The 11,254-nt window shown below is 74.3% G+C and carries 14 protein-coding genes and 1 riboswitch; all 14 genes read left to right on the top strand.

Translation table 11 applies throughout. The annotated features are described in order from the left end of the window. Positions 1-1,108: MMPL family transporter (locus FHE66_RS05360; protein ID WP_176554663.1), on the top strand; the 1,108-nt coding region annotated here is incomplete at its 5' end. Beyond that, on the top strand, positions 1,105-1,935 hold the full coding sequence (locus tag FHE66_RS05355) for a tryptophan-rich sensory protein (RefSeq protein ID WP_139071954.1): 831 nt from the start codon (positions 1,105-1,107) through the stop codon (positions 1,933-1,935). The genes FHE66_RS05360 and FHE66_RS05355, both read left to right, overlap by 4 nt. Beyond that, positions 1,932-2,489 (top strand): isopentenyl-diphosphate Delta-isomerase, encoded by a 558-nt coding sequence (gene idi, locus FHE66_RS05350; RefSeq protein ID WP_139071953.1) that lies wholly within the window; start codon positions 1,932-1,934, stop codon positions 2,487-2,489. The genes FHE66_RS05355 and idi overlap by 4 nt, the downstream gene beginning before the upstream one ends. Beyond that, positions 2,486-3,526, top strand: coding sequence for a polyprenyl synthetase family protein (locus tag FHE66_RS05345; protein WP_139071952.1), 1,041 nt, complete (start codon positions 2,486-2,488; stop codon positions 3,524-3,526). The genes idi and FHE66_RS05345 overlap by 4 nt, the downstream gene beginning before the upstream one ends. Beyond that, the gene (locus FHE66_RS15370; protein ID WP_176554662.1) at positions 3,526-4,377 is read left to right on the top strand and encodes a squalene/phytoene synthase family protein; all 852 of its coding nucleotides are present in this window, start codon (positions 3,526-3,528) and stop codon (positions 4,375-4,377) included. The genes FHE66_RS05345 and FHE66_RS15370 overlap by 1 nt, the downstream gene beginning before the upstream one ends. Further along, a complete protein-coding gene (gene crtI / locus FHE66_RS05340) occupies positions 4,374-5,990 on the top strand; it encodes a phytoene desaturase family protein (RefSeq protein WP_176554661.1) in 1,617 nt (538 codons plus the stop codon). Before FHE66_RS15370 ends, crtI begins: the two co-directional genes overlap by 4 nt. Next, a complete protein-coding gene (locus FHE66_RS05335; RefSeq protein ID WP_139071951.1) occupies positions 5,987-6,325 on the top strand; it encodes a lycopene cyclase domain-containing protein in 339 nt (112 codons plus the stop codon). Before crtI ends, FHE66_RS05335 begins: the two co-directional genes overlap by 4 nt. Continuing rightward, complete coding sequence (locus FHE66_RS05330; RefSeq protein ID WP_139071950.1) at positions 6,322-6,657, top strand: lycopene cyclase domain-containing protein; 336 nt, start codon at positions 6,322-6,324, stop codon at positions 6,655-6,657. Before FHE66_RS05335 ends, FHE66_RS05330 begins: the two co-directional genes overlap by 4 nt. Further along, positions 6,654-7,532 (top strand): prenyltransferase, encoded by an 879-nt coding sequence (locus FHE66_RS05325; protein WP_139071949.1) that lies wholly within the window; start codon positions 6,654-6,656, stop codon positions 7,530-7,532. Before FHE66_RS05330 ends, FHE66_RS05325 begins: the two co-directional genes overlap by 4 nt. Continuing rightward, complete coding sequence (locus tag FHE66_RS05320) at positions 7,532-8,119, top strand: hypothetical protein (RefSeq protein ID WP_139071948.1); 588 nt, start codon at positions 7,532-7,534, stop codon at positions 8,117-8,119. Before FHE66_RS05325 ends, FHE66_RS05320 begins: the two co-directional genes overlap by 1 nt. Then, positions 8,116-8,847, top strand: coding sequence for a glycosyltransferase family 2 protein (locus FHE66_RS05315; RefSeq protein ID WP_139071947.1), 732 nt, complete (start codon positions 8,116-8,118; stop codon positions 8,845-8,847). The genes FHE66_RS05320 and FHE66_RS05315 overlap by 4 nt, the downstream gene beginning before the upstream one ends. Beyond that, entirely contained in the window at positions 8,844-9,293 is a 450-nt protein-coding gene (locus FHE66_RS05310) for a pyrimidine dimer DNA glycosylase/endonuclease V (protein ID WP_139071946.1), read from the top strand. Before FHE66_RS05315 ends, FHE66_RS05310 begins: the two co-directional genes overlap by 4 nt. An 85-nt stretch (positions 9,294-9,378) precedes the next feature. Next, positions 9,379-10,059, top strand: a complete 681-nt coding sequence (locus FHE66_RS05305; protein WP_139071945.1) for a metal-dependent transcriptional regulator — start codon at positions 9,379-9,381, stop codon at positions 10,057-10,059. Between the two features lie 177 nt (positions 10,060-10,236). Beyond that, a riboswitch (cyclic di-AMP (ydaO/yuaA leader) is annotated at positions 10,237-10,394 on the top strand. Between the two features lie 2 nt (positions 10,395-10,396). Then, entirely contained in the window at positions 10,397-11,251 is an 855-nt protein-coding gene (locus FHE66_RS05300) for a C40 family peptidase (protein WP_139071944.1), read from the top strand. Positions 11,252-11,254: the final 3 nt, after the last annotated feature.

Below are 11,254 nucleotides of genomic sequence, written 5' to 3'. Positions count from 1 at the left end.
CGTCGTCGGCGCCGACGACTCCACCCGCCTGTGGGGCCGCGTCGCGACGTTCGTCGCGCGCCGCCCCCGCGCCGTGTGGGTGACGACGGCGGTCGCGCTGCTCGCCCTGGCCGCGTTCCTGCCCACCCTGGACGCGAACGGCACCGGCGACGGCGACGTGTTCCTCGACGAGACCGAGGCCGTCACCGGTCAGGAGGTGCTCAGCGAGCACTTCGACGCCGGGCTCGTCGAGCCGGTCATCGTCATCACCGCCGAGGACACCGCCGAGCAGGCCGTCGAGGCAGTGAGCGGCGTCGAGGGCGTCGCCAGCGCCCAGCTCTTCGCGGGCGAGGACGGTCAGCCCGTCGTCATCGACGGTCTCGTGCAGATCCAGGCCGCGACGACCGACTCGGCCGAGAGCCAGGAGGCGACCGTCACGGCGGGGGAGATCCGCACCGCCGTGCGCGACGTCGACCCCGACGCGCTCGTCGGCGGGGCGGCCGCGCAGCGGCTCGACACCCAGGAGACGGCGGAGCAGGACCTGCGCACCATCGTCCCGATCGTGCTCGCCGTCATCTTCGTCATGCTCGTCATCCTGCTGCGCTCGATCGTCGCTCCGCTGGTCATCCTCGCGGCCAACGTGCTGTCCTTCGCCGCGACGCTCGGCCTCTCGGCGATCTTCTTCAACCACGTCTTCGGCTTCCCCGGCGCCGACGCCTCCGTGCCGCTGTACGGGTTCGTCTTCCTCGTGGCACTGAGCATCGACTACTCGATCTTCCTCATGACGCGCGTGCGGGAGGAGGCCCTGTCGCACGGCACCCGGATGGGGGTGCGCCGCGGCCTGGCGATGACCGGTGGTGTCATCACCTCCGCCGGGCTCGTCCTGGCGGCCACGTTCGGCGCGCTCGTCGTCATCCCGCTGCTCTTCCTCGTGCAGCTCGCGTTCATCGTCGCGGTCGGCGTCCTCATCGACACCTTCGTCGTCCGCTCGCTGCTCGTCTCCGGGCTCGTCTACGACATCGGTCGCCCGGTGTGGTGGCCGTGGAAGGCGAAGATCCCTGAGGACGACCCCGCCCCCGGCGCCGTCCCCGGTCGCCCGGAGCCCGCCCCGGTCGGGAGCGGGACGTGACCGGGCAGGGCACGACCGTGCGCAGCAGCGCCGTGACCGGGGAGGGCCGCTCGCCGCTCGTGCGCCAGGTGGCCGTCACGCTGACGTTCGTCGTCTGCATCATCGGCTCGCTCATCGGCGTCGGGGTCTTCGGGGGGACCCGGGTCGCCGAGGCGGCCGACGGTCTCCTCTCGGCCGACGCGACCCTGCTCGCCCCCGCCACCGAGGCCTTCTCGGTGTGGAGCGTCATCTACGCGGGCCTCGGCCTGTACACGGTGTGGCAGTGGTGGGACCGGACCGACGAGCGGCGCATCGCCTGGCTCGTGGCCGCCTCCCTCGTGCTCAACGCGGCGTGGATCCTCGCCGTGCAGGCCGGGATCGTCGCGCTCAGCGTCGTCGTCATCCTCGCGCTGCTCGTCGTCCTCGCGGTCGCCTTCGCGCGGCTGCTCGGCGGACGGCCGCGCAGCCGGGTGGAGGCGGTCGTCGCCGACGGGACCGTGGGGATCTACCTCGGCTGGGTCTCGGTGGCGACGTGCGCGAACATTGCCGCGGCGCTCTACGGCGCCGGGTTCACCGGCGGCTCGCGACCCGAGCTGTGGGCCGTGGGCGTCCTCGCCGTGGTCGCGGTCATCGGCTCGGCGGTCGCCGTCATCGGCCGCGGGCGCATCGCCCCGGCGTTGACGACGGTCTGGGGGCTCTCGTGGATAGCGATCGGGCGCGGGACAGGGGATGCTGAGGCGACGACCACCGCCGTCGCCGCGGCGGTGGCTGCCGCCATCATCGCCGTCGTCACCGTCGCCTCCCGGGTGCGGGCCCTGACGGCACCGAGGAGACAGGAGACGACATGACGACGACGCAGACCGAGGACCTCGTCACGCTGCTCGCGGAGGACGGGACCCCGATCGGCTCGGCGCCTCGCATGACGGTGCACACCGACGACACCCCGCTCCACCTCGCCTTCTCCTGCTACGTCAGTGACGCGAGCGGCCGCCTGCTCCTCACCCGCCGCGCGCTGAGCAAGAAGACGTGGCCCGGGGTGTGGACCAACTCCTTCTGCGGGCACCCGCGGCCGGGGGAGGACCTGCTCGACGCGATCACCCGCTACGCCCGCCACGAGCTCGGCCTGGAGGTGGAGGACGTGCGCTGCGTGCTGCCCGACTTCCGCTACCGCGCCGTCGACGCCTCCGGCGTCGTCGAGAACGAGATCTGCCCGGTGTTCGTCGCGACGACCACCCAGCAGCCCGACCCCAACCCGGAGGAGGTCGCCGAGTACGCCTGGGCGGCCCCCGAGGACGCCGTGCGCGCCGTCGCGGCCGTGCCCTTCGCGCTGAGCCCGTGGATGGTCGAGCAGGTGGAGGGAATGAACGCCGACAGGGTCCTGGCACAAGGGTCACCAGGATGAGCGCGCCGACCCGGGACGCCCTCGCGCCCGCCCCGGTCGACGGCGCCCTCGCGAGCTTCTTCGCCGACGGCGCGGGCCACGGGGAGACCTCCGAGCACCGCGAGCTCTGGGACGCGCTGTCCCGGGCCGCCGAGGGTGGCAAGCGACTGCGCCCCGCCCTCTTCCACAGCGTCTACCTCGCGCTCGGCGGACGGCAGGGCGAGGTCGCGGCCCGGGTCGGTGCCGCGCTCGAGCTGCTCCACACGGCGCTCGTCGTCCACGACGACGTCATCGACGGCGACGACGTCCGGCGCGGCGTGCCGAACGTCGTCGGGGAGTTCTCCGCGCGCGCCCGCGAGCGGGGGCACGAGGAGCAGAAGGCCGTCCGCTACGGGCAGACCGCGGCCATCCTCGCGGGTGACCTCGCGCTCGCCGGCGCCGTGCGCACCCTCGCCCTGTGCGGGGCGGCGCCCGGGACGGTCGCCCGCATGCTCGACCTCCTCGACCGTGCCCTGCACCTGTCGGCCGCGGGCGAGCTCGCCGACGTCCGGCTGAGCCTCGACGGCGACGGCGACCTCGCCACCGTCGTGTCGATGGAGCACCAGAAGACGGCGGTCTACTCCTTTGAGCTGCCCGTCCAGCTCGCTGCCGCGCTCGCCGGCGCGGCGGCGGACCACGAGGCCGCCCTCACCCGCTACGCGCAGCTCGTCGGGGTGGTCTACCAGATCCGCGACGACCTCGACGGGATGTTCGGGGACGAGACGGTCACCGGCAAGAGCACGGTCTCGGACCTGCGTGAGGGCAAGTGCACCACACTCATCGCCTACGCCCGGACCACCGCCGCCTGGCCGCAGATCGCGCCGGTCCTCGCGGCCGGCACGGCCGACGAGGCCGACGCCACGCGGGTGCGGACGCTGCTCGAGGAGTGCGGCGCGCGCACGTACGTCGAGGACCTCGCGGTGGACTTCACCCGGCAGGCGCGCCAGAGCGTCGCCCACCTTCCCCAGGCGCCACTCCTGGACGACTGGGCCCGGGCCGTCACCCGCGGGGCCGCCTGATGCCTCTGCGCAGGACCCGGTACGACGACGCCGCGAGCCGCAGTGCCGCCGTCGTCATCGGGGTGTACTCCACGTCCTTCGGCTGGGCGTGCCGGCTGCTCGGCCCCGAGGAGCGCGAGCACGTGCGCAACATCTACGCCCTCGTGCGGGTGGCCGACGAGATCGTCGACGAGGCCGACGAATCGTGGTCCGTGGCTGACCGCCGCCGCATGCTCGACGCGCTGGAGGAGGAGACCGCCCGCGCGATCGCCACCGGTCGCAGCGCCAACCTCGTCGTCCACGCCTTCGCGCGCGCGGCCCGGCTCCACGGCATCGGCGACGACCTCATCGCCCCGTTCTTCGCGTCCATGCGGGCCGACCTCACCGTCGACTCGCACGACGACGCCAGCCTGGCCGAGTACGTCCACGGCTCCGCGGAGGTCGTCGGGCTCATGTGCCTGCGCGTGTTCGTCGGCGGGGACGACGCGACCTACGCCCGCCTCGCACCCGGGGCGAGCCGCCTCGGCGCCGCGTTCCAGAAGGTCAACTTCCTGCGCGACCTGCGCCAGGACCACGACGCCCTGGGGCGCACCTACTTCCCCGGGCTCGACCCGGCCGCGTTCAGCGACGCGCACCGCGACGTCCTCCTCGACGACATCGACGAGGACCTGCGGGTGGCCCGTGAGGCGCTCCTCCAGCTCCCGCCGACCAGCCGGCGGGCCGTGTGGCTCGCCCACGCGCTGTTCGGCGAGCTGTCCAAGCGGCTGCGGGCCACGCCCGCGGCCGAGATCCGTTCGCGCCGGGTCCGTGTGCCCGACGCCGTCAAGGCCCGGATCGTGCTCCGGGCCGCCGTGTCCGGAGGACGCCGATGACCCAGCCGCCCGCCGCCCCCGCCCGCGTCCCAGCGACGGGCGCGGGCCGAGCCGGGCGCTCGGCCCCCTCCGCCGTCGTCATCGGTGCCGGCATCGCCGGCCTCGCGACGGCGGCCCTCCTCGCCCGCGACGGCTACCGCGTCGAGGTGCTCGAGCGGGGCGCGGACGTCGGCGGGCGCGCCGGCTCGTGGAGCGCCGACGGCTTCCGCTTCGACACCGGGCCGTCCTGGTACCTCATGCCCGAGGTCTTCGACCGGTTCTTCCGGAGCGTGGGGACCTCGACCGAGGAGCAGCTTCAGCTCACCTCCCTCGACCCGGCCTACCGGGTCTACTTCGAGGGGGAGGCCGAGCCGGTGGAGATCGTCGCCGACACCGGCGCGAACCTCGCGACCTTCGAACGGATCGAGCCCGGCGCGGGGCGCCGGCTCGCGGACCACCTCGCCTCCGCGCAGCGGACCTACGACATCGCGCTGCGCCACTTCCTCTACACGAGCTTCACCTCCCCGCGGTGGCTCGCCGCCCCCGAGGTCGCGCGCCAGGCGCACCGCCTCGTCCCGCTGCTCACCCGGTCCCTGCAGTCGCGCGTCGCCGCGCGGTTCACCGACCGCCGGTTGCGCCAGATCCTCGGCTACCCCGCCGTCTTCCTCGGCTCCTCCCCGGACCGCACGCCGAGCATGTACCACCTCATGAGCGCCCTCGACCTCACCGGTGGGGTGAGCTACCCGCAGGGCGGCTTCACCGCCCTCATCACCGCGATCGCCGCCCAGGCCGAGCGGCACGGAGCCGTCGTCCGCACGGGCTGCGAGGTCACCGGGATCACCACCGCACCCGGCCCTCGCGGCCGGGCGCGGGCCACCGGGGTGCGCTACCGCGACTCCGCGGGGCAGGAGCAGGTGGTGGAGGCGGACGTCGTCGTCGGGGCGACGGACCTCCACCACGTCGAGACCGACCTCCTCCCGCCCACCCTGCGCGACCACTCCGAGCGGTGGTGGCGCCGTCACGACCCCGGCCCCGGCGGTGTGCTCGTCCACCTCGGGGTGGAGGGCCGCCTGCCCCAGCTCACCCACCACACCCTGCTCTTCACGCGCGACTGGGAGCGCAACTTCCGGGACATCCGTGAGGGTCGCATCCCCAGCCCCGCCTCGGCGTACGTGTGCGCCCCGTCCCGCACCGACGCCTCGGTCGCCCCGCCCGACGCGGAGAACCTCTTCATCCTCGTCCCCGTCCCCGCCGACCCCGCCATCGGGCGCGGCGGCGTCGACGGCGCGGGCGACGACGCCGTGGAGGCGGCGGCGGACGCCGCCATCGACCGGCTCGCCGAGCAGGCCGGCATCCCCGACCTGCGGGAGCGGATCCGGGTGCGCCGCACCGTCGGCCCGGGCGACTTCGCCGCGGACCTCGGCGCCTGGCAGGGCAGCATGCTCGGCCCCGCCCACACCCTGCGGCAGAGCGCCTTCTTCCGGGCCGGCAACGCCTCCCGCAAGGTCGCCGGGCTCTACTTCGCCGGCGCCGGGACCATCCCCGGGATCGGCCTGCCCATGTGCCTCATCAGCGCGGAGGTCGTCACCGACCGGATCCGCGCCGAGCAGGCCCGACGAGGGGTGCGCCGGTGATCGCGGTCGCCTACCTCGCCTCCCTGCTCGCCGTCATCGGGTGCATGGCCCTGCTCGACCGACGCTTCGGGCTGGTCATGTGGGCCGACGCGCGCCGCGGGGCGCTCGTCCTGGGTGCCGGTGTGGTGTTCTTCCTCCTGTGGGACGTCGCGGCGATTGCGGCGGGCTTCTACTACCGGGGGGAGAGCGAGGCGATGACCGGCGTCATGCTCGCGCCCGAGCTGCCCCTCGAGGAGCTCGTCTTCGTCACGTTCCTCTGCTACCTCACCCTCGTCCTGCACGGTCTCGTGCTCCTCGCGCTGCGCTCGCGCCACCCGGTGGGGGAGCGGTCATGACCTACCTCGGGCTCGCCGGGCTCTTCCTCCTGCCGGTCGCCGTGCTCGCCGTCGTCGTCGCGTGGCGCCGGCAGCTCGGCGCGCGGTGGTGGACGGCGACAGCCGTCAGCGCCGTCGTCCTCCTCGTGCTCACCGTCGTCTTCGACAGCCTGATGATCCACGTCGACCTCTTCCGCTTCGAGGGCGCCCACCTCACCGGCATCCGCCTGGTCCTCGCCCCGCTCGAGGACCTCGCCTGGCCGCTCGCCGCCGTCCTGCTCCTGCCCGCCCTGTGGGAGCTCAGCCGTCCCCGCTCCGAGCGGGAGCAGTCCCGAGAGGAGCAGCACCCGTGAGCGCGACGACGGCGGCCGCCACCCGCCAGGTCATCGGCTCCTCGCGGCCGGTCAGCTGGATCAACACCGCCTACCCCTTCGCCGCCGCCTACCTCCTGGCCGGCGGGTCGGTCGACCGCGCGCTCGTCCTCGGCACGCTGTACTTCCTCGTGCCCTACAACCTCCTCATGTACGGGCTCAACGACGTCTTCGACTACGAGTCCGACCTGCGCAACCCGCGCAAGGGCAGCATCGAGGGCGTCGTCCTGGACCGGCGCTGGCACCGGCTGACCATCTGGGCCGCGGTGGGCAGCAACCTGCCCTTCCTCCTCGCCCTCGTCCTCCTCGGCACGCCGGCCTCCACCGCCGTGCTCGCCGTCAGCGTCCTCGCCGTCATCGCCTACTCGGCGCCCGTGCTCCGCTTCAAGGAGCGGCCCTTCCTCGACTCCCTCACCTCCAGCACCCACTTCGTCAGCCCGGCGGTGTTCGGCCTCGTCCTGGCCGGCGGGGAGCCCACCGGCACGGCTCTCGCGGCCCTCGGGGCGTTCTTCCTGTGGGGCATGGCCTCCCACGCGTTCGGGGCCGTCCAGGACGTCACCGCCGACCGCGCCGGGGGCATCGCCTCGATCGCCACCTGGCTCGGCGCAGCCCGCACCGTGCGCCTGGCGATCGGGCTCTACGCCGCCGCCGGGGTCGCCGTCCTGTGGACCGGCTGGCCCGGGGCGCTGGCCGCGCTGCTCGTGGTCCCCTACATCGCGAGCATCGCGCCGTTCCGCTCGGTGAGCGACGAGCAGTGCGAGACCGCCAACGTCGGCTGGCGTCGCTTCCTCTGGCTCAACATCCTCACCGGGTTCCTCGTCACCCAGCTCCTCATCGCGATCGCGTGGACACGATGATGCCTGCCCCCATCCGCGACGTGTCGCCCGCCGAGGTGCTCCTCACGGTGCCCGGGAGCCCGGCCGAGCGCGCCGCGGCCCACGCGGTCGGGGTGCTCGCCGTCCTCGGTGTGCCCGCCGCGCTCACCGTCGACGCCGTCGCCGTCGCGGTCGCCGCGCTCGTCCTCGGCGGCGTCGTGCTCGCCCGGGTCATCGCGCTGCCCGGCTGGCTCCAGGCGGCCCTCGGCGCGGCGATGCTCGCCGCCGCGGCAGCCAGCGTGCTCGGTCTCTACGTCACGACCCCGTGGATCGACCTGCCCGCCCACCTCCTCCTCAACGGCCTCATCGCCGCCTCCCTCGGCGTCCTGCTGCTGCGGGCCGGCATGCTCGCCGACCCGCGGTCCCGCCACGGCCGGGCAGGCATCGCCCTGACGGTCGCGACCACCGGCATCGCGCTCGGCGTCGTGTGGGAGATCGCCGAGTGGGTCGGCTTCACCTACATCGACCGCTCCGTCTACGTGTACTACGGCGACACCATCGGCGACCTCAGCGCGGGCGGCACCGGCTGCGTCCTCGCCGGGCTCCTCATCGCGCGGGAGGCGCGGTGAGCGCTGCCGGCGTCAGCGTGGTCATCCCGGCCCGCGACGACGCCCCCGCGCTCGAGCGTTGCCTCACCGCGCTCGCCCGCCAGACGCTCGCGCCGCTCGAGGTCGTCGTCGTCGACAACGGCTCGAACGACACGACCGCCCAGGTGGCCCGCGACCACGGCGCCCGGGTGGTGCACGAGCCGCGGGTGGGGATCCCGATGGCGGCCGCCGCCGGGTACGACGCCGCCCGCGGGGAGGTCATCGCCCGGCTCGACGCGGACTCGGTGCCCTCGCCGGACTGGGTCGAGCGCATCGCCGCCGCCATGCGTGACCCGCAGCTGGAGGCGGTGACCGGCGTCGGCCGCTTCTACGAGCTGCCGCGCTCCGGGCGCGCCGTCGCCGCGGTCTACCTCGGCCTCTACTACGGCCTGTGCTACCTCGCGCTCGGCCACCACGCCCTGTGGGGCTCCTCGATGGCGTTCCGGCGCGTCACCTGGCTCGCCGTCCGCCGCGCCGTCCACGACGACGACGCCGAGCTCCACGACGACCTCGACCTCGCCTTCGCCCTCGGCCCGCGGCGGGTGGTGCGGCTCGACCGCACGCTCACGGTGGGGGTCTCGGCGCGCAGCCTCGTCGGCTGGGGCCAGCTGCGCCGCCGGTTCCGCCGGGCCTTCCGCACGCTGTCGGTCAACTGGGAGGTCGCGCGGCCCTGGGAGCGGTGGGCGCTGCGGCTGCGGGGGGCCGGGTGAGGGTCTGGTCCCTCCACCCGCGCTACCTCGACCGACAGGGCCTGCTCGCGTGCTGGCGCGAGTCGCTGCTCGCCCAGGCCGTGCTCGCCGGGCGCACGCGCGGGTACCGCGAGCACAGCCAGCTCGTGCGCTTCCGCGCGACCCCCGAGCCGGTCGCCACGATCGGCGCCTACCTCCTCGTCGTGGCCGAGGAGGCCCGGGAGCGGGGCTACCGCTTCGACACCGGACGCATCGACCGGCCCGCCACCGTCGGGCAGGCCCCGGGCGGGGTGGAGCGCGTGCCGGTCACCGACGGGCAGGTCGCCCACGAGTGGGCCCACCTGGGGGCCAAGCTCGCCGTCCGCAGCCCCGAGCGGCTGGCCCTCCTCGACCCCGTCGCCACCGTCGAGGTCCACCCGCTGTTCGTCAGGGTCCCCGGCGCGGTCGAGCCGTGGGAGAGGGCCTGACCAGCCACAGAGTGCCGTGGCCCCGCGGCGGCACGCTCCGGCGTCATATCCTCTTGGAGGACGACGGCGACAGAAGGCAGGCACGATGAGCGATCTGATCGACACCACCGAGATGTACCTCAAGACGGTCTACGAGCTCGAGGAGGAGGGCGTGGTGCCCATGCGGGCACGCATCGCCGAGCGCCTCGGGCACTCCGGGCCGACGGTGTCGCAGACGGTCGCGCGCATGGAGCGCGACGGGCTCCTCCACCTCGAGGAGGGACGGCGCATCGCCCTGTCCGAGGCCGGGCGGGAGAAGGCCACGCGGGTCATGCGCAAGCACCGCCTCGCCGAGCGCCTGCTCACCGACGTCATCGGGCTGGAGTGGGAGTACGTCCACGAGGAGGCGTGCCGCTGGGAGCACGTCATGAGCGAGCAGGTGGAGCACCGGCTCGTCGCTCTCCTCGACCACCCGCACCACGACCCCTACGGCAACCCCATCCCCGGCCTCGCCGAGCTGGGGGAGATCTCCGTCGCCGCCGGGGCGTCGCAGCTGCGCCAGCTCGCCGCCGTGGACGGGGAGGACGAGGTCGTCCTGCGCCGGATCGGCGAGCCGCTGCAGGTGGACGTCGAGCTCCTCGCCCGCTTCGCCGAGGTCGGCATCCGGCCCGGTGCCCGGCTGCGCCTGCAGCGCGGGCCCGGTTTCGTCTCGCTGCGCGCCGAGGGCTCCGAGCTCGTCCTCGACGTGCCGGCCGACGTTACCCGGCACCTCTTCGTCGACGCCTGAAGAACCGCGTGATCCCGCGGTTCTCCGTGCTCCACAGGTGTGAACCGCGACACGCCGGGCGGCGCGCCCGTAACCGGAACGTGACAATCGCCGTCGTGGTCCGGTAACGTCCCACTCGTTCGTCTCATCCCTCCGGTGACGAACCCTCAGGCGGAGCCCAACCCTGCCGCCGCCCGGGGTCCCTCAAGATCGACCGTCGGCAGGGGCGGGGGAACCAGGTAGTGGAGGTCGGCCCAGGCCGGCCCCTAGGGGTGAAGCCCGTCCGTCAGGACGGGCCGGGTGATCTCCCACCCGAACCCGACAGCTCACCTCGTCGGCAACATTGGAGAGGCAGTACGTGACCGTCATCAGCACCGGGGCGCGCCATCGCGCGGCCTGCCGTCCCACCACGCCCTTCACCGCGTTCGGCCAGGCCGTCACCGGCACGGCGGCGCGTCGGGGGATGCTCGTCGCAGCATCCTCGGGTCTCGCCCTCACCATGGCCGCCAGCACCGCCGTCGCTGCTCCGGAGGGCTCCGCCCTGCCGCAGGTCGACGTCTCTGCCCTGTCGAGCCAGGCGCGGACCGCCCTCACCGTCAGCCCGACCGTCTCGGTCCCCGCCGACGTCGAGTACGCCGTCGCCGACCTCACGGTCCAGGCCACCCCGCCGAAGACCACGGTCGCCGAGCAGTCCGACCCGGTCGCGGAGCACGTCGCCGCCGCCGAGGCGGAGCGCGCGGCCGCGGCTGCCGCCGAGGCCCAGGCCGTGGCCGCCGCCCGGTCCACCGAGACCGCCTCGCGGTCCACCACCAGTGCCCCGGCCGCCCAGGCCGAGGCCGCCACCCCGGCCCCTGCCCCCGCGCAGTCGGTCTCCGGCAACGCCATCGTCGACATCGCCTTCCGCTACGTCGGCACCCCGTACGTCTACGGCGGCTCCAGCCCGGCCGGCTTCGACTGCTCCGGGTTCACCTGGTACGTCTTCCAGCAGGTCGGCATCAACATCCCGCGCAGCTCCGGCGCGCAGGCCAGCGCCGGCACCGTCGTGTCCGCCGCCGAGGCTCGCCCCGGTGACCTCGTGTGGTGGCCGGGCCACGTCGGCATCTACCTGGGCGACGGCCAGCACATCGCCGCCCGCAACCCCTCCAAGCCGCTCCAGGCCGGCCCGATCTCCGACGTCGGCCGCGGCACCCCGACGTTCATCCGCGTCGCCTGACAG

This window comes from Georgenia sp. 311, assembly GCF_006151955.1.
Lineage (GTDB): Bacteria > Actinomycetota > Actinomycetes > Actinomycetales > Actinomycetaceae > Oceanitalea > Oceanitalea wutianyii.
The sequence above is the reverse complement of the archived record's forward strand: the minus strand, read 5'-3'. Positions and strand labels throughout refer to the sequence as shown.

Excerpts from the sequence above, each read along its gene's own strand:
- idi (WP_139071953.1), top strand. The coding sequence starts at position 1,932 with ATGACGACGACGCAGACCGAGGACCTCGTCACGCTGCTCGCGGAGGAC.
- FHE66_RS05345 (WP_139071952.1), top strand. The coding sequence starts at position 2,486 with ATGAGCGCGCCGACCCGGGACGCCCTCGCGCCCGCCCCGGTCGACGGC.
- FHE66_RS15370 (WP_176554662.1), top strand. The coding sequence starts at position 3,526 with ATGCCTCTGCGCAGGACCCGGTACGACGACGCCGCGAGCCGCAGTGCC.
- crtI (WP_176554661.1), top strand. The coding sequence starts at position 4,374 with ATGACCCAGCCGCCCGCCGCCCCCGCCCGCGTCCCAGCGACGGGCGCG.
- FHE66_RS05330 (WP_139071950.1), top strand. The coding sequence starts at position 6,322 with ATGACCTACCTCGGGCTCGCCGGGCTCTTCCTCCTGCCGGTCGCCGTG.
- FHE66_RS05320 (WP_139071948.1), top strand. The coding sequence starts at position 7,532 with ATGCCTGCCCCCATCCGCGACGTGTCGCCCGCCGAGGTGCTCCTCACG.
- FHE66_RS05305 (WP_139071945.1), top strand. The coding sequence starts at position 9,379 with ATGAGCGATCTGATCGACACCACCGAGATGTACCTCAAGACGGTCTAC.